Origin of the sequence: Arthrobacter sp. RT-1 (genome assembly GCF_003367205.1) — a bacterium.
Taxonomy (GTDB): Bacteria; Actinomycetota; Actinomycetes; order Actinomycetales; family Micrococcaceae; genus Arthrobacter.
Genome location: NZ_QRGQ01000014.1, coordinates 115,470 through 138,415 on the forward strand (window position 1 = coordinate 115,470; position 22,946 = coordinate 138,415).

A 22,946-nucleotide genomic window follows, 5' to 3' on the forward strand; every position below is an offset into this window, starting at 1 on the left:
TGCCGGATCACGGAAGCGCCGCGGGGGGCAGTGCCGACGGTTCCGGCTAGCTCGCCCGGCGCCGGCCCGCTGGAGAGACCCGGCCCTCGGCCTGGATGGCCCTGACGGCGGTGTCCAGGTAGCTCTGGGTTTCCGCGGAGTTGGCCAGCTGTACCAGCTCCGCGGCCACCACCACCAGCTTGACGTTCCTGTGGCTGCTGGTGCTCACGAGCATCTTGAAAGCGTCGTCGGCGCCCATCTTCAGCTGGCCCATCAGGATGCCGCGGGCCTGGTCGATGATGCTGCGGGTGGACGTGGCACCGAGGACGGCGTCCCGGGCTATCTGCTCCGTTTCGCGCTGAAGGGTGGTGGTGAGGTCCACCATGACCCCTTCGATCACGGTGACCACGCCTTCATCGTTCATGATTCCGTCGCCGGAGGTGAGTACCCGCCGGGTCCGTCCGCGGGCGTCAATGATGCGGTGGTACATGCAGAAGTAGCCGCCGGTCTGCGCCACCTGGGCCACGATGGCCTCGCACTTGGGCCGGTCCTCCGGGTGCTTGTGGGCGTACAGCAGGTCCAGGGTGGGGACCACCTCGCCCCGCTGGTATCCGTGCAGCTGGTACATGCCGTCCGACCAGTGGATCTTCATCCCGTCCATGTCCACATGAAAAGTCCCCGCGACGCATTCGTTGTCACCAAGGGCACTCGAAAACGTATAAGGGCCGTTCAGGTCAGTCACGGGGCCACCTCCATGTAGCATCCAGCGCGCCCGCAGCAGGCCTGGTGGCTCCGTGGGCGTTCCTACCAGTATGGCCGGAGCGGGCCGCAGTGGATAGGGCCGGACGCCCGCATGACGGGAACACCCGCCAGAAGCACAGCCACCAAACAGTTGACTCATATACCCCCCGGGGGTATATTGAAGGTGTTGTCAGTGAAGTGGTATGTCCCGGCCGGTGCCCCCACCGCCTTCACAGCCGTTCAACCCCAGCACCCATTAATCCTGCTTTAAGGAATGGAACTGACATGAACATCGAGAACCGCACCACCCTCCCCCTGGCTTCCTCCTCCGGTTGCAGCTGCTGTTCACCCGCAGCCCACGCACTCAAGCCGCCGGCCGCCGTCGGGATCCCCGGCGGTGACACACCCGACGCCGCTGCGCCCACCCAGCGGACGTTCAGCCTGGAGGGCCTCACCTGCGGGCACTGCGTCAAGACTGTTGAATCAGCTGTCTCCGCCCTCGATGGCGTTGAATCGGCGTCCGTTGACCTGGTCCCGGTCGGCCGTTCCCGTCTGAATGTGTCCGGCCACGCTTCCGATGACGCCGTCCGCGCATCTGTTATTTCGGCCGGATACTCCGTAGCTGCACACTGACCTTCCGCGCCCGGCACATCCCGGGCAGCGACTGTCCTCCGAGGAGGAAACAATGCAAGACCACAGCCAGCACAACCATCATCACGACGACGGCAGCAAGAAGGGCGGGACCCTTACCGAAGCGCACATGTCGTCAGCCCCTGCCGGCCACATACACGGCGCCAGCCATGCGCAGCACAACAGCGATGACCACACCGTCCACACCCATGGGCAGCACGCCGGCCACAGCACCGCGATGTTCAAGAACCGGTTCTGGCTCACGCTGGCACTGTCCGTCCCCGTGGTCTACTTCAGCCCCATGGTGGGCCACATCTTCGGCTACATGGCCCCGATGTTCCCGGGTTCCGCCTGGATCCCGCCCGTCCTAGGAACCGTGATTTTCCTTTACGGCGGGCAACCGTTCGTCAAAGGCGGGCTGCAGGAGCTGAAGGACCGCCGGCCGGGCATGATGCTGCTGATCGCCATGGCGATCACCGTGGCGTTCGCCGCCTCCTGGATCACGAGCCTTGGAATCGGCGGCTTCGACCTCGACTTCTGGTGGGAGCTCGCCCTGCTGGTGGCCATCATGCTGCTGGGCCACTGGATCGAAATGCGGGCGTTGGGATCGGCGCAGGGCGCACTGGACGCCCTGGCCGCGCTGCTGCCCGATGAAGCGGAACGGATCACCGACGGCGGCACGGAGACCGTCGCCGTCTCCGAACTCCGGCCCGATGACCTGGTCCTGGTCCGCTCCGGCGCACGGATGCCGGCCGACGGGACCGTGGTGGACGGGCAGGCCGAGTTCGACGAGTCGATGATCACCGGTGAGTCCAAAACCGTAGCCCGCGGCCCCGGCGACACGGTTGTTGCCGGTACCGTCGCCACGGACACCAGCGTCCGGGTCCGGGTGACCGCCGTGGGTGATGACACCGCCCTCGCCGGGATCCAGCGCCTCGTGGCGGAGGCCCAGGCCTCGTCCTCACGGGCCCAGGCCCTGGCTGACCGGGCCGCCGCCTTCCTGTTCTACTTCGCCACGGCTGCCGGCATCCTCACGTTCATCGCCTGGACGCTCCTGGGCAGTGTCCCCGAGGCCGTCACGCGCACCGTCACCGTGCTGGTGATCGCCTGCCCGCACGCCCTGGGCCTGGCCATTCCGCTGGTCATCGCGATCTCCACTGAACAGGCAGCCCGGGCCGGCGTCCTGATCAAGAACCGGATGGCGCTGGAGCGGATGCGCACCATCGACGTTGTACTCTTCGACAAGACCGGCACCCTCACCACCGGCGCACCTGACCTGAAAGACGTGGCCGCCGCGCCCGGCGTGGAGGCCGATCAGCTGCTGGCCCTGGCCGCCGCCGTCGAATCCGACAGCGAGCACCCGGTGGCACGGGCTATTGTCCGCGCCGCCGCAGCCCGCGGCCTTGCACTGCCCGCCGCCAGCGGTTTCAGCTCACTGACCGGGCGCGGGGTCCGGGCCGTGGTGGACGGCCGGACAGTGCACGTTGGCGGGCCCGCGCTCCTGCGCGAGCTTGCCGCCGTCGAACCCGCTGCCCTGGCCGCCACCACCCGCGGGTGGATGGACAGGGGTGCCGCCGTCCTGCATGTGATGGACGACGGCGGCCGCGTGCTGGGGGCGGTCAGCCTGGAGGATGCGGTGCGGGCGGAGTCGCGGCAGGCGGTTGCGGCGCTGCAGAACCGCGGCATCAAGGTGGCCATGGTCACCGGCGACGCCCGGCAGGTGGCGCAGGCCGTGGCTGCGGACCTGAATATCGACGAGGTGTTCGCCGAGGTACTGCCCGCGGACAAGGACAAGAAGGTGGCTGAACTCCAGGCCCGCGGCCTGAAGGTTGCCATGGTGGGCGACGGCGTCAACGATTCGCCTGCGCTGGCACGGGCCGAGGTGGGTATCGCGATCGGCGCAGGAACCGACGTGGCCATGGAGTCCGCCGGCGTGGTGCTGGCTGGCAACGACCCGCGGGCCGTGCTGTCCATGGTGGACCTGTCCCGGGCGAGCTACCGGAAGATGTGGCAGAACCTGGTGTGGGCCACCGGCTACAACGTGCTGTCCGTGCCGTTGGCCGCGGGCGTCCTGGCATTCGCCGGGGTTGTCCTCTCCCCTGCGGCCGGCGCGGTGCTGATGTCCGCGTCCACCATCGTGGTGGCACTCAACGCCCAGCTGCTCCGCCGCCTGAAACTGAACCCGGCGGCGGTACGTTAGACACAACGCCCCATCACCTTCCGCCGCTATTCACACAACGCCCCATCACTCGTGGTCACCTGACCCGCCCCTGCCGAAAGGAGGAACCGCCAATGCCTGGATCCATGCAGGGCCTGGCGGCCCTCCTGGGCAGGGCCGCACTGCTGGCAGGTCTTATGTTGATCGTGGCCGGAATCCTCGGCATGCACGTCATAACGGCCAGCCATTCTGCGCACGCGTCGCACCCCGTTACTCACGGAACAGTGGTGCAGGATGCCGACGCCCCGCGTGACCACAGCTCTGCATCGCGGCAGACCGCTGCGCACTACTCCACGGACGCGCACCCTGCTGCAGACCGCCCGGGGCACGCGGCGCAGCCAAGCCTTGCACCGCCGTCGTGCGAAGGTTCCTGCTCGGGAATGCAAACCTCCGGTACGTCCTGCGTCCCGCTGGCCAAGGCCGGATCGCTCACCGTCGCCCCTCCCGAGCGATCCGTCGCCGCCGCCCCGGTCCCTGCGGGTCGCCTCGGTGGGGCAAGCATTTACTCGTACGTCCCGGCGAGCCCCACGCCCTGCGAACTGTCCATCAGCCGGACGTAAAGCGGACTGCTCAGCGTGCTCCCGCACGCAATTAACGATCCAGTCCAGTTACTTTCCTGAAGGACATTTCACGTGAACAAGAAGATCAAAACCCTGTCCATTGCTGCCGCCCTGGCAGCCTCGCTCGGCCTTGCCGGGTGCGCCGCCGACTCCGGAAATCCCGGCAGCAACGGCATGCACGGCAGCGGCCATGCCAGCTCCAGCCCGATGTCCAGCATGATGCCGGATGCCGGCGCCGAGCATAACCAGGCGGACATCATGTTCGCCCAGATGATGATTCCGCACCACGCCCAGGCCGTGGAGATGAGCGACATCGTCCTGGCCAAGCCTGGCCTGCCTGCCGAGATCACGGCCCTGGCAACCAAGATCAAGGATGCCCAGGCCCCGGAAATCGAGACCATGACCGGCTGGCTCAAAAGCTGGAACGCGCCCGTGATGGGTGACCACTCCGGGCACGGGATGTCCGGCATGGTGGACGGCGACGGTATCGATAAGCTCAAAGCCGCGTCGGGAGCGGACGCTGTCCGGCTGTTCCTGGAGCAGATGATCGGACACCACGAAGGAGCCGTTGACATGGCACAACAGGAGATCGGCGCCGGCAAGTACCCCGAATCCATCCAGCTCGCCCGCGATATTGTCGCGGCCCAGGAATCCGAGATCGCCGAGATGAAGCAGCTCCTGGCCAGCTGACCGGCCCTACCCCCGGACGCTCTCTCACCTTCTGCATCATTCCGGGCGACGCTCTCTCACTTTCGAGAAGAAAGTGAGAGAGCGTTGCTGCTTAACCTGCGAAAGGTGAGAGAGCGTCGCTGCTTAACCTGCGAAAGGTGAGAGAGCGTCGGAGCGGCGCAAACAGGGTCAGGCGTCCCGGCTTTTGACGTGTTCGGGGAGGACGCCGATGCCGATGAAGCGGGCGGTGAAGCGGCGCAGCAGTGGTGAGGCGGCCCGGAGAAGCCGAACCGCCCAGCGGGGCGCGATCCGGCTGCCGGTGGTTGCCCTGACGATCACTCTGTGGGCGTTGCGTTGCAGCCGCTGCATGACCTTCACGGGCCATTCCCGCCGCCGTTGCACCCGGGCGAGTTTCGCCGTCGGGGCAGCTCCGGCCGCGAGGTCTGCCGCGATGGCATTGGATAGGGCCACCGCGTCCTGGATCGCGAAGTTCACACCGACGCCGAACACTGGGGACATCGCGTGGGCGGCATCGCCGATCGCGATGAACCCGGGACGGTACCAGCGCCGGAGCCGGTTAATCTGGACGGTCAGCAGCTTGACCTGTTCCCAGTCGGTGAGGCTGCCGACCACCGGCCGCAGTACGGGCGCAGCGTGGGTGATCTGCTCGCGAAGGCCTTCGATTCCCCCGCCGCGAAGCTGGTCAAAACCGCCTTTCCGAATGACCATGCCCGATTGGTATCTGTCGCCGCGGTCAATCGTCAGGACCATCCCACGCCGGGACAGGTATCCCAGGGTTGGGGGCGGCGCCTCCGGCGGTTTGGGAAGGCCGAACCACAGCACGTCGATGGGCACGCCGAACTCCTCCGGAACCAGTCCGGCGGCGGCACGGAGGGCCGAAGCGCGTCCGTCGGCGGCAACGGTGAGGGTTGCGCGTATTTCAAGCGGACCGCCCGGTGACGTGGCCCGCACCCCACGCACTTGGTCGTCCTCGATGATCAGGCCGGTGGCCTCGGTGAGCATGCGGAGCTCGAAGTTCGGAAACATCGCCACCTTGCGGGCCAGGAAGTTCAGGAAGTCCCACTGGGGCGCGAGGACCAGGAAGTTGTCAGGCGCCGGAAGGGTGGAGAAGTCCACGATGGTGAGGCGCTGGCCGTCAATCACCGCGTCCATGGTCGGCAGGCGGGTGAGCGGCAGTTCCAGGAACTTTTCCCTGAGCCCGAGTTCGCCGAGAAGGGTCACGGTGGACGGGTGCACGGTGTCACCCCGGAAGTCCCGCAAAAAGTCCGCATGCTTCTCAAGCACGGTGACACGCACGCCGGCGCGCGCGAGCAGGTAACCGAGCACCATGCCCGCCGGTCCGCCGCCGGAAATCACGCAGTCGCGTTCGATACGGCTTGCAGTCATGTCATGGTGCCTTTTTCCGCATACTCCATGGTGGTGGGAGAGGAAATGAATTGGTAGTGCGAGAGGATCCGGGAAAAAGCCGCAGGAGGTGATAGAGCGTCGGTGGTTTAGCCGCAGGATATGAGGGGGCGTTGGGGCGGGGCGTGTTAAGTTGAAATGCACGGGCTGAACGGTCCGTGCACCGGCTGGGAAAAGAGAAATCTCCTTGGATACATCCGCACCAGTAAGAATCCTGACCGTCTGCACCGGCAACATCTGCCGCTCTCCCGTGGCCGAACGGCTGCTGCAGGCAGGGCTCAACCAGGTGGTGCCGGGCGGCTTCCAGGTGACCAGCGCGGGCACGCGGGCCATGGTGGGCGATCCCATGCAGCCCATCTCGGCCGACATTGTCCGCACCTTCGGCGGCGATCCGGAGAACTTCGTGGCCCGCCAGCTGAGCCCGAAAATCCTGCGCGGGGTGGACCTGGTGCTCACCATGACCTCCGGGCACCGCGGCGAAGTGCTGCAGCTGGACGCGTCGCTGCTGAAGCGGACGTTCACCATCCGCGAGTTCGCCCGCATGCTCGATGTCCTGGACGCCCGTGCGGAGGCCAGCGCAGGCGGCCCGCCCGTTGCGGAGGAGTACGACGACGGCGACTGGCTGGGTGCCAACGCCGCCTTCTGGCGGGGCTTGCCGGCCCGGGCCGCCGGGGTGCGGCACCTCGCCCTGCCAGCCGACGCAGCCGAGAACGACATCGTGGACCCCTACCGGCGCGCGCCGGAGGTGTACCGGCAGATGGAGGACGAGATGGCCCCCGCCATCGTTTCCATCCTCCGCCACGCCCGCCTCAACGCCCCGGTTCGCGGGAACGCGTCCACCACGCTGTAACGTTCCGGCGTCCACGCTCGGTTCCAGCGACCCCGGCGGCACCTCACCGGACGGGAAAAAATCGTGTTGGCTGCCCACCATGACGTGGCGGGAATCTCCCTGGCATTCACAGGTGACAGTTTGAATAAGCCTGTAGCCAACGGGGGGTTGGTGGGCGGACACTGATCCCACCCAACACGATGAGGTGACGGCACCATGAGCATGCCAGGCGGTTCTGACCCATCCGGGGCCACGGGACCCAACCCTTCCGACACGCATCCGCACGGCCTCGCATGGGTGGCCCACGGCCGGCGGCGCTGGATCGCGGCACTGCTGGCGCTGGTGCTGGCGGCAGCGGCCGTCGTCGCCGTCGTCAGCCTGAACCGCACCGGGTCCGAAGCCCAGCCGGCGGCCACCCAAACGCAAAGCGAAACACCCAGCCCCACGCCGTCGGAGACGCAGACGGAAACCACCCCCGCGCCTCCGCCGCCTCCACCGCCGCCGCCACCCATCCCGGAGCTGCCCGCTGCACCCATGAACGTGCTGGTGATCGGCAGCGACATGCGTGGAAATGCGAGAGAGGCAGCAGCCCACACGACGGCAACCGGCCAGCCCCAGGACCAGCGCGCCGACACCCTGATGGTGGTCCATGTCCCGGCTGACCGGAGGGCGCTCTATATCGTCTCGATCAACAGGGACACGTGGGTGGACATCCCCGGTTTCGGCGGGGCCAAGATCAATTCGGGCCTGCAGTACGGCGGCATTGACATGCAGACCGCCGCCGTCCAGTCGCTGCTGGGGATCGCCATCGACCACACCCTGATGATGGACTTCCACGGGCTCAAGGTCCTGGTCGACGGGCTTGGGGGGATCGACGTCAACGTGCCCATCGCATTCCAGTCCACGCACGATACCGGGCACGTCTTCGCCGCCGGCGTGAACCATTTGGACGGGCAGTCCGCGCTGGAGTTCTCCCGGGAACGGTACGCGTTCGTGGACGGCGACTTCCAGCGGGTCCGCAACCAGCAGATCCTGCTCCGCGCCATCCTGGCCCGGCTCACTGCCGGCGGTGCCCTGAACGACGTCAACGCCGTCCGCGGGCTGGTGGACTTCGCCTCCTGCTGCCTTACCGTGGACAGGGCTTTTGACCCGGTCCAGGCCGCCATCCTCGCTTACAGCCTCCGCAACCTGGACGCGAATGCGATCGGCACCATGACCCTCCCGACGGCGGGTGCCGGGTTTGTTGCCGGGCAGTCCGTGCTGTTCCCCGATTACGGTGGCGTCGCAGCCGTCGGCGCGGCACTGCGGGAAGGCCGGATCGCAGAGTTCGCGAGGCCGTAAGACCATAGCCAGTGCAGTGAGCGCCGGGTTCAGTGCGCAGGGACTGCCCCTGCGCACTGAACCCGAACTTCACTGCGTACGGACGCCCGCTCCGACAGGCCCGCACCGCTGTTCAACCCGGGCATACCGGCCGTTCACCCTCGGGAAAGGATCCGTGTGCCGGGCGGCGACAGCCTGAGGTCATGACGTCGAACTCCCGTACTGAAATTTCCCGCCGCACCATCGTCAAGAGCTCCGTCCTCGCCGCCGCCCTGGCCTCCGTTCCGGCCGCCGCCCAGGCGCAAACCTCCCGCCAGTCCCCCGCCGGCGTTGCGCTGGTCCGGAACCGGCTGACCCTTCCCAGCGGCATCGCCACCGGGGACGTCACCTCGGACTCGGCTGTGCTGTGGTCGCGTGCGTCGGGCGCCGGCCGGATGACCGCCGTCTTACGGGCAGTGAACGACGGCGGCGAGATCCTGCGCGGGCGAGGCGCCTTTGAGCGCACCCTCCGCGGCCCGCGGGCCACCCAGGCATCCGACTTCACCGCCAAGATCCACTCCGGGAACCTGCCGTCCAACACCCGGTTCGCGCTGGAGATCAGCTTCGAGGACGACGGCGGCGCGGCCGGCGAGATAGTCCGCGGCACCTTCCGCACGGCCCCGGACGCCGGGACGTACAACGGCAAGGGCCGCACCGGCGGGACGAGCGCCGGCGGCGACGTCCCGGCGTCGTCCGCCCAAAGCTTTGTGTGGACCGGCGACACCGCCGGCCAGGGCTGGGGCATCAACGAGGACATCGGCGGGATGCGCGGCTACCGCGCCATGCACCAGACACGGCCGGACTTCTTCATCCACTCGGGCGACACCGTCTATGCTGACGGGCCGCTGGCGGAGACTGTGGTGGAGAAGGACGGGCAGGTGTGGCGGAACCTGGTCACCGAGGAGGTGTCCAAGGTGGCCGAAACGCTCACCGAATACCGCGGCCGGCACCGTTACAACTCGATGGACGCCAACATGCGCGCGATGTTCGCCGACGTGCCCGTCATCGCCAACTGGGACGACCATGAGACCACCAACAACTGGTACCCGGGCGAGATCCTGGACGACCCCCGGTACACCGTCCGTGACGTCAACACCCTCGCCGCCCGCGGCCGGCAGGCCTGGCAGGAGAACATGCCGATCGCGGACTCCGCGGCGCTGTGGCGGCCGGGAACGTTCGACGACGCCGGCCAGTACCAGCCCGCCCGCATCTACCGGAAGATTTCCCGCGGCCCGCAGCTGGACATCTTCTGCCTGGACATGCGCACGTTCAAATCCCCTAACACGGACGGCAAGGAGCCGTACGCCACGTCCATCCTGGGGCAGGAGCAGGTGGACTGGCTGATCCGTGAGGTGTCGGCGTCGAAGGCCACCTGGAAGGTCATCGCCGCGGACCTTCCGCTGGGCATCATCGTGCCGGACGGTGCCGTCAACCAGGAAAGCCTGGCGAACCGCGACGCCGGCGCGCCGCTGGGCCGCGAGCTGGAGATCGCCGGGGTGCTCAGCGTGTTCAAGCGGAACCGGGTGAAGAACGTGGTGTGGCTGACCGCCGACGTCCACTACTGCGCCGCCCACCACTACTCGCCCGAGCGCGCTGCGTTCACCGACTTCGATCCGTTCTGGGAGTTTGTGGCCGGCCCCATCGCGGCCGGATCCTTCGGCCCGAACGCCATGGACGGCACGTTCGGGCCCGAGGTGGTGTTCTCCAAGGCCGGCCGTTTCCCGGGCGAATCGCCGCGCGACGGCGAGAACCAGTTCTTCGGGCACGTCCAGCTGGATGACGACACCTTTACCGTGAGCCTGCGCAACGCCAACGGAGCCACGGTGTTCTCCAAGGTGCTGACGCCGGAGCGGTAGCCGCGGCAGGACGTCGTCGTCCGTTTATCTTTCCCTGCGCCTGGGTACGCCGCTGGTAGTGTTCCTGCATTCGGCAAGGCAAGCGGACGGGGTGGTTTTTCGTGAACGACGACGGGCTGACACAGGCAGTGCAGGAGGCCGGCGCGGTGGAGCTGCTGCTGATCCGGCACGGCGAGAGCGAAGGCAACGTTGCCGCCACCGAGGCGCGGCTGGCCGGGGCGGAGGTCATCGATGTGCCCGCCCGGGATGCGGACGTGGACCTGTCCGATACCGGGCGGGAACAGGCCAAGGCGCTGGGGACGGCGCTGGCCCGGATCGCCGAGGAGTTCCGGCCGGATGCTGTTTTCTCCTCCCCTTACGCACGGGCACTGCAGACGGCGGAGATCGCGGTGGAAACTGCGGGCTGGCGTGCGAAAGTGCGGACCGACGAACGGCTGCGGGACCGTGAACTGGGCATCCTGGACCGGCTCACCCGGCGGGGCGTCGAGGCGCGTCACCCGGAGGAAGCCGAGCGTCGGGAGTGGCTGGGCAAGCTGTACTACCGGCCGCCGGGCGGTGAATCCTGGGCTGACGTGGCACTCCGGCTGCGGTCGGTCCTGGACGAACTGAACAACCTCGGCACCGGGCACCGGGTCATGCTGGTGTGCCACGACGCCGTGATCCTGCTGTTCAGGTACGTCCTGGAAGGCATGACTGAACGTGAAATCCTCGACCTCGCGGCCAGCACCTCGGTCCTCAACGCGTCCCTGACACGCTACGTCCGTCCGTCCGGCGAGGGACCATGGACGCTTGAAAGCTTCAACGTGGCGGACCACCTGGCCGAACAGGGTGTCACAGTCACCGAGCATGCGGGGGATGCCAGTGTCCACCCGAAGTGATTCCGGTTCCCCTACCCTGGTAACCCCGTCGCTGCTGCGGGACTGGCCGCTGCCTGCGCCGGGCGAGGACAAGTACTCGCGCGGTTCGGTGCTGGTGGTCGGCGGGGCCCGGGCAACGCCGGGGGCTGCCCTGCTCGCCGGTACCGCAGCCCTGCGTGCGGGTGCCGGAAAGCTGACACTGGCCGTTGCGGAATCCGTGGCGGCGCAGGTGGGGGTTGCGCTGCCCGAATGCGGGGCCATGGGACTGCCGGAAACTGCCGATGGGTCCGTGACGGGTGAGGGCCTGGACCGCATCTCGTCCTACCTTGAGCGTGCCGATGCAATTCTTATTGGCCCGGGGCTGGACGACCCGGACCTCGCGGAGGAGATGCTGCGGTTGCTCCTGGAGCGGGAGGAATCCGACGGCGGGCCGGACGGCTCAGGAGGCCCCGCCGTCGTACTCGATGCCTACGCCCTGGGCGGCCTGGTCAAGCTCGAAGATCAACTGGAGCCGTGGCGGGGCCGGCTGATCCTGACGCCGAACCCCAAAGAGGCGGCGGTCCTGCTGGGGCGGGACATCGAGGACCTGGAAGCTGATGTGGCGTCGGTGGCCCGCCGCTTCGACGCCGTGGTGAGCTGCCAGGGCCTGATTGCGCGGCCGCCCGGTGACGCTCCCGAGGAATCCGAGATGTGGAAGATCACCACCGGGTACGGCGGGCTGGGGACGTCCGGCAGCGGCGATGTTCTGGCCGGTGCCATCGCCGGATTGCGGGCCCGCGGAACCAGCGGCGCCCAGGCCGCGTGCTGGGGGACGCATCTGCATGCCGCGGCCGCCGACCGCCTGGCCAGTCGCCTGGGACCGCTCGGCTTCCTGGCCCGCGAACTCGCCGACGAACTTCCCGCACTGATGCTCGAACTCAACACCTGACGCCCCCTCACGAAAGCAACGCGGAGTCACTTTTGGCCCAATATCCCGACCGTATTGGGCCGGGTCTGACTCCGCGTTGCGTTCTCCAGCGGGGCTTCACATGGGATGGCCCCCGGACGGATCCGGGGGCCACCGTATCGGGAAGTTCAGGCGTAACCTGCCGGTGCGCATAAGCGCTGTGGCGTGCTCAGAATGGCAATCCGCCCAAAGAGGCAGTCAACAATCAGTACCCGACGTCCCGATCCTGGGGTCGAAACTAGGCGGCGATCTCTTGCTTTGCCCCCTTCGTTTCGATCTCGATCTTGCGCGGCTTGGCCTTCTCGGCGACAGGAATCCGCAGCGTCAGGACACCGGCGTCGTAGCTGGCCTTGACGTTGTCCGTATCCAGGGTGTCCCCGAGGATCAGCTGGCGGCTGAACACGCCGCGCGGCCGCTCGGAGGCGATCAACTCGGTGTCCTTGCCCGCGGGGTCCGGACGCTCGGCCCGCACCGTCAGGACATTCCGTTCCACATCCAGATCCACTGAATCCGCTGCGACGCCGGGCAGATCAAAGGCGACAACAAATTCCTGGCCCTCACGCCATGCGTCCATCGGCATGGCTGCCGGACGCGCTGCCGTACCGAGGACCTGCTGGGCCAGCCTGTCCAGCTCGCGGAACGGATCGGTTCGCATCAACATGGCTTCCCTCCTCGTAAGAGACGGTCCAACACATTTTTGGTTACCAGCCGATCTGTATTGGCTGATATAGATTTTTTAGCACCGCAGAAGGAGATCCGCAAGCGGTCCGGCAGGGAATTTTGGAAGATTTTTCGGCTGCTGCAGACGTGGCTGAGGGGCCCTTCACTGAGAGTGAAAGGCCCCTCAAAAGGTGCGCTTCTAGCTCCTGGTGGGGTCCGGGCGGAGCGGTGCAGGACCTGGGTCCGGCACCGGCAACGGGCCCGGCGGCTCGGGAGTGGGGAACGGATTCGGAGCCGGCGGCCCGGGATGGCCAGGCTGGGTGGGATCAGGAGATGGCCCGGGCTCGGGCGGGAACGGCTCGGGTTCATGCACTGGCGGGATGGTCATAAACTTCCCCTCTCACGCTGGGCGGATGTGCCTTGGCGTGAACAGGATACGCCTGCCGCCTGAACCCCACTAGGGCACCCATACAGGTGATGCCCTATCATCTTTAGGCCCCAAGGCGGCCGTTTGGGGACCAAAGGTGATAGGGCATCGCGCGGTTGGCCGCAGGAGGTGATGGGGCATCAGCCGGATTACGGCAGGAAGTGATGGGGCGTTATCGTCCGGTAGCGAACGGCCCCGCCCATTGTCCGGGCTGGTGGCTATATTGAAGGAATGACCCAGACTCCGCTGCAGGATTCCGCCAGCACCCCCTCGTCCGCCACGGCCACGCCGCCGGTGGCCAAGAGAGTTCCCCTCGAACGGACGCACCACGGGGACACCTTCGTGGACAACTACGAGTGGCTGCGGGACAAGGAATCGGCCGAGGTAGTGGAGCACCTGAAGGCCGAAAACGCCTACCAGGAAGCCGTCACCGCGCACCAGGAGCCGCTCCGCGAGGCCATCTTCCAGGAGATCAAGGGCCGCACCCAGGAAACCGATCTTTCCGTGCCGCACCGCAAGGACGGCTGGTGGTACTTCAGCCGGTCCGTCGAAGGCAAGGAATACGGGATCCAGTGCCGGGTCAGGGCCGCCGACACCGACGACAAAATCGCCGACTGGACCCCGCCCGCCGTCGAGCCCGGCGTGGAGATCCCGGGCGAGGAAGTCCTCCTGGACGGGAACGTGGAAGCGGAAGGCAAGCCGTTCTTCTCGGTGGGCGGCACGGCCGTGACCGTGGACGGCAACCTGTACGCCTACGCCGTGGACAACTCGGGCGACGAGCGTTTCACGCTCCGGATCAAGGACCTCCGCACGGGCGAACTGCTCCCGGATGTCATCGAGAACGTGTTCTACGGCGTCGCCTTCTCCCCCGACGGCACACGCATCTTCTACACCGTGGTTGATGATTCCTGGCGGCCGTACCAGGTGAAGGCCCACGTTTTGGGCACGCCCGTCACCGATGACGTGGTGGTCTACCAGGAGGACGACGCCGCCATGTGGCTGGGCTTCGAACTTTCCGCCAACCGCCGGTACCTGGTGCTGGGGATCGGCTGCTCCGAATACAGCGAGACCCGCCTGCTCCGGTTCGACGATCCCACGGGCACTGTCACCACCGTCATCTCCCGCAACGAACGGGTCCTCTACGAGGCCGAGCCGTTCCTGCTCGACGGCCCGGACGGCCAAACAACAGAACGCATCCTCCTCACTCACAACCGCGGCGCCATTAACTCCATGGTCTCCCTGACGGACCCGGCCGAGCTGCAGAAGCCGCTGTCCGAGCAGCAGTGGCAGACCGTCGTCGAGCATTCCGACGACGTCCGCGTCAACGGCGCTGGCGTCACCTCCACGCACCTCATCGTCTCCATCCGCAAGGACACCATCGAGCGGGTCCAGGTCATGGGGCTGGCCGGGCTGGGCACGTCGGCCCAGCAGGCACCGGTGGAACCGGCATTTGACGAGGAGCTGTACACCGCCGGCGTGGGCGGTTCCGACTACGAAGCGCCCGTCATCCGGCTGGGCTACACCTCCTACTTCACGCCGTCCCGGGTGTATGACTTCGTGCTGCCCACCGCGGAGCGGCCCGCCGGCGAGCTGCTGCTGCGCAAGGAGTGCCCGGTCCTGGGCGGCTACGACGGCAGCGACTATGTTGCCACCCGCGAATGGGCGGTGGCCGGGGACGGCACCCGCATCCCGCTGTCGGTACTGCGCCACAAGGCCGTACAACAAGACTCGTCGGCGGCCGGCCTGGTCTACGGGTACGGCTCCTACGAGCTGAGCATGGACCCCGGCTTCGGCATCGCCCGGCTGTCCCTGCTGGACCGCGGCGTGGTGTTCGTGATCGCACACATCCGCGGCGGCGGCGAGCTGGGCCGGCACTGGTACGAGGACGGCAAGAAGCTCACCAAGAAGAACACCTTCACGGATTTCGTGGACGCCACCGACTGGCTGGCAAACTCTGGCTGGGTGGATCCGGCCCGGATCGCAGCCCTTGGCGGCTCCGCGGGCGGGCTTTTGATGGGTGCGGTGGCGAACATGGCCCCGGAAAAGTACGCCGCAATCGTGGCGCAGGTGCCCTTCGTGGACCCGCTCACCAGCATCCTTGACCCGGACCTGCCGCTGTCCGCACTGGAGTGGGAGGAGTGGGGCAACCCGATCACGGACCCCCAGGCCTACGCCTACATGAAGTCCTACTCCCCTTATGAGAACGTGCGGGAGGTGGCCTACCCCAAGATCGCCGCGGTCACGTCCTTCAACGACACCCGGGTGCTGTACGTGGAGCCGGCCAAATGGGTCCAGGAGCTGCGGAACAGGACCACCGGTTCCGAGCCCATCCTCATGAAGATCGAGATGGACGGCGGCCACGGCGGCGCCTCCGGCCGGTACGTGCAGTGGCGCGAACGGGCATGGGACTACGCCTTCATCGCCGACTCCCTGGGTGCCACCGAGCTGCTGCCCGGCGCGGGCCTGAAGTAGGCACCGGCCTGAAGTAAGAGACCCGAAACCAGGGGTTGCGGCCCGGACGCGCAGGTCAGGCGTCCGGGTGCTCCTCCAGAAGCTCGGCCAGGGTCTCGAGGTTGGCCCGCACCGTCCGGCCCTGTGCCCGCTCCACCAGCGGATCGGCCAGCTTTCCAAAGATGCCGCCAAGGCCGGACGCGGCTTCGATCCGCTGCGTGAGGCGGGTGCCGCCGTCGGACGGTTCCATGGTCAAGGAAACAGTGAAGTCCAGCTTTCCCTCGACGGATCGTGATACCAGCCGCCGGGGCCGGTCGAACTCAACGATCTCGGTGGTCCAGTCAAAGGTCCGTCCCATGACTTTGCTGGTACCCCGGCCCCTGGACCCCAACCCGACGGGACCGTCGCTCACCTGCTCGGAAGACGTGACGGAAGAGTCAAAGACGGCCGTGTTCTCAAACTTCGCCAGGAAATCGAAGACTTCCTCGGGCGGCCGGGCGATGATGACGCTTTCTTCTACTACGGGCATGGGATTCTCCTCGACATGCACCTGACGCCGGCGCGGATCGGCCGGCGTGGAGGCAGGCACAGCGCCAGCTTGGACCCGGGCGCAGGCAGTGTCAATGCTCCCCTTAAAGCGCTCGCGGCACCTCCCCCGGAGCCCCGTGCGGGATACGGTGCGGCGTCCCGCACGGCGTTGACGTGCGGTAACAGTCATCCCTTAGCCACCCCTCCCGATACCCAAAAAAGCTAATCATGCTTACTATTGGCTGTGCCGGGCTGCCCGCTGGGGGCAGACCAACCCGTGCCGGACCCGGAGGTTGCATCAGCATGGAACATGAAATGCGTCCCCTGACGGATGACGAACTGATGTCGGAGCAGGCCACAGCTTTGCCGGACAAGGAAGTCGCGTCCGTCCTCGACCTGAACGCGGACCTGGACCTGGGGATTGATGCCGCAGCACCCATCGATTTGGCGGTTGCCGCCAACGCCAACGTAGCTGCCCCGATCGACGCGGCCGCCTCGGCGAACATTCTTTCCTTTGGCTCGGAGGCCCAGGCCCTGGCGGACCAGGGCGTGGTCATCGAGCAGGGCATCGTGGCTGACGCGAACGCCGAATCCACCCAGGACAGCACCATCGACCAGGCTAATGACACGGTCGACGACGGCGATACCGCGGCAGACACCGGAACCACTGAGCCGGGCACCACAGCAGGAACGGCCGACGGCGGGAGCCTCCTTCCTGACGGCACCCTTCCCGATGGCACGCTTCCGGACGGCGTCCTTCCCGAAGAGAGCCTGCCCGACGTCGGTGCGCTGCCGGTGGACCCGGCGGCCGCCCTGGACGGGGACCTGCTCAACGTCAACGTGGACCTGGCCGCCGACGCGGACATCGCCGCCCCGATCAACGGCGCCGTGGCAGCAAATGCCAATGTGGCCGCCCCGATCGACGCCGCCGTGGCAGCGAACATCGGCTCCATCGACAGCCAGGCCTACGCCGTGGCCGAGCAGGACGCCATCATTTCGCAGCACATCGAAGGCCAGGCCAACGCCTCTGCCGACCAGCAGTCCGACCTCGAACAGTAAGCACGGATGAGCCACGCCACCGGCGGGCCGCGCCCCGAGGCCGGCCCGCCGTCGTCCCATGCCTCCCTTGCCGAGCGCCCGCTGCAGGTCCCCGTGCGCGCCGACGGCGTCCAGTTGCTGGGCCAGTCCGAGGGGTCCGGTTACCGGGAAGCTCCCTCGCTGGTCCGCCGGGCCGACGGCCAGACCCTGCAGCTCACCCGGCTGCTTTATCTGGTGCTGGAAGGTGCCGACGGAACCCGGGACGTGGAGGAGATCGCGCAGCACGCCACGCAGGGGTCGGGGCGGCTGGTCAGCGCGGAGAACGTGCGCACGCTGATGGACTCCCAGCTGCTGCCGATGGGACTGCTCCGCCTGGCGGACGGCTCCCAGCCCGCGGTGAAGAAAGCAGACCCGCTCCTCGGTATGCGGTTCCGGTACACCGTGACGGACCCCGAACGCACCAGGAAAATCACGGCCCCCTTCGCAGTGCTGTTCAACCCGCTGATCGTGGTGGCCGTTACTGCCGCATTCCTGGCTGCCTGCTGGTGGGTGCTGATGGTGAAGGGCCTGGGCTCCGCCACGCATGAGGCGTTCGCCAATCCGGCGCTGCTGCTGCTGATTTTTGCCATCACCATCCTCTCTGCCGGCTTCCACGAGTTCGGCCATGCCGCGGCCGCACGAAAGGGCGGCGCAACGCCCGGCGCCATGGGTGCGGGCCTGTACCTCGTGTGGCCCGCCTTTTTCACAGACGTCACCGACTCGTACCGGCTGGGCAGGGGCGGCCGCCTCCGCACGGACCTCGGCGGCCTGTACTTCAACGCCATCGTGGCCGTTGCCATCATGGGGCTCTGGTGGGCCACCGGCTTTGATGCCCTGCTGCTGGTGGTGGTCACCCAGATCCTGCAGATGGTCCGGCAGTTGCTCCCACTGGTGCGGTTCGACGGCTACCACATCCTGGCGGACACCACCGGAGTGCCCGACCTCTTCCAGCGCATCAAGCCCACCCTCCTGGGCCTGCTGCCCTGGCATTGGGGGAAGCCCGAAAACAAGGTGCTCAAGCCGTGGGCCCGAGCCGTGGTGACTGTATGGGTGCTGGTCACCGTGCCGCTGCTGCTGTTCAGCCTGGCCATGATGGTGCTCGCCCTGCCGCGGCTGCTGGCCACCGCCTGGGACAGCGCAGGCTGGCAGCGGGACATGCTCGCTGCCAGCCTCTCCGATGGGGACCTGGCCGGCGCTGCCGTGCGCGCGCTGGCGATCGCCGCCGTCGCGCTGCCCATGCTCGGGATGCTGTACATCCTGTTCCGGCTGCTGCGGCAGCTGGTCACTGGCCTCTGGAAGAAGACCCGGGGCAAGGTCCTCCAGCGGACCGTCGCCATGGCCGCCGTGGCGGCACTGCTCGCCGGGCTCGGCTGGGCATGGTGGCCCGACGGCGGCACGTACCGTCCCGTGCAGCCTTACGAACGCGGCACGCTGGCTGACGCCACCTCGTCAATCGTTCCGCAGGGCAGCACCGTGCTGCGTGAAGGCCGCAGCGGCACAACCGTTGCACTCTGGCCGGAAGGCGCCGCCAAGCCGACCCGGGAGAACCCCCAGCTGAGCATGGTGCTGGTGCCGGCGGAGAAGAGCGGCTCCGGCACCGCGTCCGCTGCAACTACTGCGGGCACCGCGGCACCGTCCTGGGTGTTCCCGTTCGACCGGCCGGCCGCGCCGGAGGAGGACGGGAACCAGGCGCTGGCGGTGAACACCACCGACGGTTCGGTGACGTACAGTGTGGCCTTTGCGCTGGTGTGGGCCGAGGACGGCGAACCCGTAGATACCCGGAACGAGGCCCACGCCTTCGCCAGCTGCACCGGGTGTGCCGCCGTGGCGGTGGGTTTCCAGGTGGTGCTCATCGTTGGCGAGGCGGATGTCATCGTCCCCGAAAACCTGTCGGCCGCGGCAAATTACAACTGCGTGGACTGCCTCACCTATGCGCTGGCCAGCCAGCTGGTCCTCACCCTGGACGGCCCGCTGGGCACGAACAGCCTTGAACAGCTCAATGCCTTGTGGGCCGAGATCGCTGAATACGGCCGGAACATCCAGAACGTTCCCCTCTCGGAAATCCAGGCCCGGCTCGCCGCGTACAAGGAGCAGATCACTGCAATCATCAAGGCGGACCCCGGCGCCACCAGGACCACGGCGACGCCGGCTCCCATGGGAACAGCCGCACCCACCGGAACAAACGCCCCGGCCGGCGCGCCCACGGGGCCCGCTTCCCAGGCACCGGCCGGAGGGGCACCCGCACCCGCACCCACCCAGATGCCCACCGCACCGGCAACGCAGCCCTCCGTGGGTGACCCGCCGCCGTCGTACGCCCCCATTGAGACGCCGCTGCCAACGGCGGATACTGGGGGCACGGCCCCCGCCGTGGAGCCCCAACCCACCGCCAACCCCAGCTAGGAGAGCCGATGTCATTGAGCAAGGGAACATCCGTGGAGTGGAATACGTCGCAGGGCAAGACGCACGGCAAGATCATCGAGAAGAAAACCAGCGACTTCGAACTGGACGGGCACACGCACCGGGCCAGCGAGGATGAGCCGCAGTACGTTGTGGAATCCGCCAAGACCGGCGCCCGTGCCGCACACAAGGCCTCCGCCCTGACAGAGAAGAAGTAGCGGCATGGCTACCCAGCACGAGGTCCTCATCATCGGCGGCGGGAATGCCGGCGTCTCCCTCGCCGCCCGGCTGGAACGCTACGGCATCAAGGATGTGGCGTTGATCGAACCCAGGGACCACCACCTTTACCAGCCGCTGTTCTCCCACATCGCAGGCGGCCGGGCGCAGGCCAAGGAAGCAGTCCGGACCCAGCAGTCGGTCACCCCCAAAGGCGTGACCTGGATCCGCGATGCGGCAATGGACGTCGACGCGAATGCCAACACGGTCACCCTCGCCTCGGGAAGCACGGTGGCCTACGGGCAGCTGGTGGTGTGCCCGGGGCTGCAGTACGACTGGGACGCCGTGCCCGGGCTGGCCGAGGCCGTGCACTCCCCGCACGGCGCCTCGCATTACGAGTTCGAACTGGCGCCGAAGGCCTGGACCCTGCTCAGCGGACTGACGTCCGGCACCGCCGTGTTCACCATGCCGGCCGGCCCCATCAAGTGCGGCGGGGCCAGCCAGAAGCCCATGTACCTGGCCTGCGACTACTGGAAGGAACAGGGTGTCCTGGACAAGATCCGCGTGGTGATGGTCCAGCCCTACCCCACCGTGTTCGGCGTGCCGGAAGTGGACCGGGAGCTGGACCGCAAGATCGCCGAGTACGGGATCGAACTGTGGACCAACAGCGAGCTGGTCTCGGTGGACGCCGCCGGCCAGGCCGCCACCATCCGGAACACCGAAACCGGCGCCGAGGAAGTTCTGCACTACGACGTGCTCAACGGCGTCCCGCCGCAGTCGGCCCCGGACTGGCTCAAGGCCACGGACCTGCCCGCCGCCAGCGACAAAGGCGGTTTTGTGGAGGTGGACCGGCAGACGCTGCGGCACCTCCGGTTCTCCAACGTCTGGTCGCTTGGCGACGCCGCCGGGACCACCAACTCCAAGTCGGGCGGGGCGCTGCGCAAGCAGACCAAGGTGCTGGCGAAAAACCTCGTGGCTGCGCGGAAGGGCAAACCGCTGCCCGAGAAGTACAACGGCTACTCGGTGTGCCCGTTCACGGTGTCGCGCGACACGGTGGTGTTCGCCGAGTTCGACGACCGCTACCGGCCGATGCCCACCATCCCCCGGGTGCCCACGTGGAACGAGAGCCGCCTGTCCTGGGTGGTGGACCGGGACATGTTCCCGCAGGTGTACTGGAACCTGATCCTCAAGGGGCGTGCCTAGGGGTTCCGGGGTACCGGGGTCCTGGGTTTCGACAGGCTCAACCACCGGCGCGCGTAGGGGTTTCGACAGGCTCAACCACCAGCGCGCGTAAGGGTTTCGACAGGCTCAACCACCGGAGCGCCTACGGGTTCCGGCTTTCCAGTTCCCTGCCCACGCGCCACTCATCGGCGAGGATGGCGTAGATCAGCTCCGTGGCCACTGGCCCTTGTAGTGCCACTTATCAACGTGGCGTGCTTCCAGCCGCATGCCCAGCCGGCAGCACAGGGACGACGACGCCGTGTTGAGTTCGTCCAGGCGCGCCTCGATACGATGCAGGCCGAGCTCCCCGAAGCCCAGTTCGAGCATCGCCGCCGCGGCTTCGGTGGCATAGCCCTTGCCGCGGGCCGCGGGGGCCAGCATCCAGCCCACTTCTCCCTGCAGGTGGCCGGGCAGCCACTTGAGCACCACCTCGCCCTGGAGCCCGGGCTCGCCGTCGGCCTCGATGGCCAGGGCCACCCAGTCCCCCGCTTTCTCGAAAACGAAGTTGGCGTACCGGCCTACGCGTTCCATGGACTGCGTGTACGTCTTCGCAGGCCCGGGCAGGAAGCGGGCAGTCTCCGGGAGCGCATGGTAGGCGTGGAACGCGTCCAGGTCGCCGCCGTCGAAGCGGCGCAGGACCAGCCGTTCGGTACGGATGGGCAGGCGGATGTCAGGCACTGACCGCGCCCCGGGCTACTGGGCGGAACCGACGACGGCGGCCGTCGCCTCCGCGATGGCGCGTTCCTCGTCAGTGGGCACCACCAGGACAGGGATTGCTGACTGCGGCGTGGAAATAACGCGCGGTTCCTTGGACCGCTCGGCGTTCAGGCCGCCGTCGAGCTCGATACCCAGGGCGCCCAGCTTGTCGGCCACCAGCGCGCGGAACTGGTGCGAGTTCTCGCCGATCCCCGCCGTGAACACCAGTGCCTTGGCCCCGCCGACGGCCACGTGGTAACCGCCGATGTACTTGGCCAGCCGGTAGGAGGTGACAGCGAGCGCGGTGGCCGCCTTGCTGTTGCCGTCCTCGGATGCTTCCACCACCGAGCGCATGTCGTTGTTGCCGGCCAGGCCCTTCAGCCCGGACTCCCGGTTGAGCATGGTGTCGATGTCCTCCGGGGTCCAGCCGGCACGGCCCAGGAACACTAGGATTGACGGGTCCAGGTCACCGGAGCGGGTACCCATCACCAGGCCCTCGAGCGGCGTGAAGCCCATGGAGGTGTCCACCGACTGGCCGCCCCGGATCGCCGTGACGGAGGCGCCGTTGCCCAGGTGGGCGATGACGCCGTCGAACTCCCCCACCGGGATGTCCAGCAGGGCGGCTGCACGCCGGGTGACGTACTCGTGCGAGGTGCCGTGGAAGCCGTAGCGGCGGATGCCGTGGTTGGTGTAGAGCTCGTCCGGGACGGCGTAGCGCCAGGCGTGCTCCGGAAGGGTGCGGTGGAAGGCGGTATCGAAGACGGCCACCTGCGGCATGTCCGGCCACTTCTTGGTGATGGCGCGAATCCCCAGGACATTGGCCGGGTTGTGCAGGGGCGCCAGCGGGTTGAGCCGCTCTATGGCACGGGTGATTTCATTGTCGATCAGCACCGGCTCGGCGAACCGTTCCCCGCCGTGCACAACGCGGTGTCCTACGGCGGCCAGCTCCAGGTCGCCCAGCTCCCGGTGGATGGCCGCGTCCACCTGCTCCAGCGCCGCTGCATGGTCCCGGGGGCCCTCGATCTCGCCGTCGCCGTCGCCCCCGTTGCCCATGCCGATCTTCTCGATCAGCCCCTCCGTCAGGACGGTCCCGGCGGCGACGTCGCGCACCTGGTACTTGAGCGAGGACGAGCCGGAGTTGATGACGAGCACGAGCATGTGGGGCCTCCTGAGCCTTGCGTCTGCGGTTCAAACCCCACTATAT

At 67.5% G+C, this 22,946-nt stretch carries 20 protein-coding genes; 14 read left to right on the forward strand and 6 right to left on the reverse strand.

All coding sequences use genetic code 11. From position 1 onward, the window contains the following. Positions 1 to 46 precede the first annotated feature (46 nt). On the reverse strand, positions 47 to 721 hold the full coding sequence (locus DXK94_RS13775; RefSeq protein ID WP_258868551.1) for a PAS and ANTAR domain-containing protein: 675 nt from the start codon (positions 719 to 721) through the stop codon (positions 47 to 49). A gap of 284 nt (positions 722 to 1,005) precedes the next feature. Here DXK94_RS13775 and DXK94_RS13780 point away from each other — a divergent pair, with 284 nt between their 5' ends. From DXK94_RS13780 to DXK94_RS13795, 4 genes are all read left to right on the forward strand, one after another. Then, on the forward strand, positions 1,006 to 1,353 hold the full coding sequence (locus DXK94_RS13780) for a heavy-metal-associated domain-containing protein (RefSeq protein WP_115525403.1): 348 nt from the start codon (positions 1,006 to 1,008) through the stop codon (positions 1,351 to 1,353). 52 nt (positions 1,354 to 1,405) lie between these two features. Beyond that, positions 1,406 to 3,550: a heavy metal translocating P-type ATPase gene (locus tag DXK94_RS13785; protein WP_115525404.1), complete on the forward strand. Its 2,145-nt coding sequence runs from the start codon at positions 1,406 to 1,408 to the stop codon at positions 3,548 to 3,550. Between the two features lie 92 nt (positions 3,551 to 3,642). Beyond that, entirely contained in the window at positions 3,643 to 4,128 is a 486-nt protein-coding gene (locus DXK94_RS13790; protein ID WP_115525405.1) for a hypothetical protein, read from the forward strand. Positions 4,129 to 4,200: 72 nt separating this feature from the next. Further along, positions 4,201 to 4,818 (forward strand): DUF305 domain-containing protein, encoded by a 618-nt coding sequence (locus DXK94_RS13795; RefSeq protein ID WP_115525406.1) that lies wholly within the window; start codon positions 4,201 to 4,203, stop codon positions 4,816 to 4,818. A gap of 168 nt (positions 4,819 to 4,986) precedes the next feature. Here DXK94_RS13795 and DXK94_RS13800 read toward each other — a convergent pair whose 3' ends face one another. Next, the gene (locus tag DXK94_RS13800) at positions 4,987 to 6,204 is read right to left on the reverse strand and encodes an FAD-dependent oxidoreductase (RefSeq protein ID WP_115525407.1); all 1,218 of its coding nucleotides are present in this window, start codon (positions 6,202 to 6,204) and stop codon (positions 4,987 to 4,989) included. A gap of 205 nt (positions 6,205 to 6,409) precedes the next feature. Between DXK94_RS13800 and DXK94_RS13805 the strand changes: the two genes are divergently transcribed. From DXK94_RS13805 to DXK94_RS13825, 5 genes are all read left to right on the forward strand, one after another. After that, positions 6,410 to 7,072 (forward strand): low molecular weight phosphatase family protein, encoded by a 663-nt coding sequence (locus tag DXK94_RS13805; RefSeq protein ID WP_115525408.1) that lies wholly within the window; start codon positions 6,410 to 6,412, stop codon positions 7,070 to 7,072. A 195-nt stretch (positions 7,073 to 7,267) separates the two neighbouring features. Then, positions 7,268 to 8,392 carry an LCP family protein gene (locus DXK94_RS13810; RefSeq protein ID WP_115525409.1) on the forward strand — a complete coding sequence of 375 codons (1,125 nt, stop codon included), beginning with the start codon at positions 7,268 to 7,270 and terminating at the stop codon, positions 8,390 to 8,392. Positions 8,393 to 8,574: 182 nt separating this feature from the next. Then, entirely contained in the window at positions 8,575 to 10,266 is a 1,692-nt protein-coding gene (locus DXK94_RS13815) for an alkaline phosphatase (RefSeq protein WP_115525410.1), read from the forward strand. A 101-nt stretch (positions 10,267 to 10,367) separates the two neighbouring features. Then, on the forward strand, positions 10,368 to 11,144 hold the full coding sequence (locus tag DXK94_RS13820; protein ID WP_115525411.1) for a histidine phosphatase family protein: 777 nt from the start codon (positions 10,368 to 10,370) through the stop codon (positions 11,142 to 11,144). Beyond that, positions 11,122 to 12,051: an NAD(P)H-hydrate dehydratase gene (locus DXK94_RS13825; protein ID WP_115525412.1), complete on the forward strand. Its 930-nt coding sequence runs from the start codon at positions 11,122 to 11,124 to the stop codon at positions 12,049 to 12,051. Before DXK94_RS13820 ends, DXK94_RS13825 begins: the two co-directional genes overlap by 23 nt. A gap of 256 nt (positions 12,052 to 12,307) precedes the next feature. On the opposite strand, the gene DXK94_RS13830 is transcribed toward DXK94_RS13825, so the two are convergent. Next, positions 12,308 to 12,730 carry an Hsp20/alpha crystallin family protein gene (locus tag DXK94_RS13830; RefSeq protein WP_079597450.1) on the reverse strand — a complete coding sequence of 141 codons (423 nt, stop codon included), beginning with the start codon at positions 12,728 to 12,730 and terminating at the stop codon, positions 12,308 to 12,310. A 657-nt stretch (positions 12,731 to 13,387) separates the two neighbouring features. Between DXK94_RS13830 and DXK94_RS13840 the strand changes: the two genes are divergently transcribed. Then, positions 13,388 to 15,628 (forward strand): S9 family peptidase, encoded by a 2,241-nt coding sequence (locus tag DXK94_RS13840; protein WP_181884836.1) that lies wholly within the window; start codon positions 13,388 to 13,390, stop codon positions 15,626 to 15,628. A 55-nt stretch (positions 15,629 to 15,683) separates the two neighbouring features. On the opposite strand, the gene DXK94_RS13845 is transcribed toward DXK94_RS13840, so the two are convergent. Further along, complete coding sequence (locus DXK94_RS13845) at positions 15,684 to 16,136, reverse strand: SRPBCC family protein (RefSeq protein ID WP_115525413.1); 453 nt, start codon at positions 16,134 to 16,136, stop codon at positions 15,684 to 15,686. A gap of 314 nt (positions 16,137 to 16,450) precedes the next feature. On the opposite strand from DXK94_RS13845, the gene DXK94_RS13850 reads away from it, so the two are divergent. Genes DXK94_RS13850 through DXK94_RS13865 form a run of 4 tightly spaced genes read left to right on the forward strand, consistent with a single transcriptional unit; the run spans position 16,451 to position 21,028 of the window. Beyond that, the gene (locus DXK94_RS13850) at positions 16,451 to 17,194 is read left to right on the forward strand and encodes a peptidoglycan-binding protein (RefSeq protein ID WP_115525414.1); all 744 of its coding nucleotides are present in this window, start codon (positions 16,451 to 16,453) and stop codon (positions 17,192 to 17,194) included. Positions 17,195 to 17,200: 6 nt separating this feature from the next. Continuing rightward, complete coding sequence (locus DXK94_RS13855) at positions 17,201 to 19,612, forward strand: M50 family metallopeptidase (RefSeq protein ID WP_115525415.1); 2,412 nt, start codon at positions 17,201 to 17,203, stop codon at positions 19,610 to 19,612. 8 nt (positions 19,613 to 19,620) lie between these two features. Continuing rightward, positions 19,621 to 19,827, forward strand: coding sequence for a DUF2945 domain-containing protein (locus DXK94_RS13860; RefSeq protein ID WP_009356625.1), 207 nt, complete (start codon positions 19,621 to 19,623; stop codon positions 19,825 to 19,827). Between the two features lie 4 nt (positions 19,828 to 19,831). After that, positions 19,832 to 21,028 carry an NAD(P)/FAD-dependent oxidoreductase gene (locus DXK94_RS13865; RefSeq protein ID WP_115525416.1) on the forward strand — a complete coding sequence of 399 codons (1,197 nt, stop codon included), beginning with the start codon at positions 19,832 to 19,834 and terminating at the stop codon, positions 21,026 to 21,028. 183 nt (positions 21,029 to 21,211) lie between these two features. Here DXK94_RS13865 and DXK94_RS13870 read toward each other — a convergent pair whose 3' ends face one another. Further along, positions 21,212 to 21,724 carry a GNAT family N-acetyltransferase gene (locus DXK94_RS13870; protein ID WP_395929339.1) on the reverse strand — a complete coding sequence of 171 codons (513 nt, stop codon included), beginning with the start codon at positions 21,722 to 21,724 and terminating at the stop codon, positions 21,212 to 21,214. Between the two features lie 15 nt (positions 21,725 to 21,739). Next, the gene (locus DXK94_RS13875; RefSeq protein WP_115525417.1) at positions 21,740 to 22,900 is read right to left on the reverse strand and encodes an acetate kinase; all 1,161 of its coding nucleotides are present in this window, start codon (positions 22,898 to 22,900) and stop codon (positions 21,740 to 21,742) included. Positions 22,901 to 22,946: the final 46 nt, after the last annotated feature.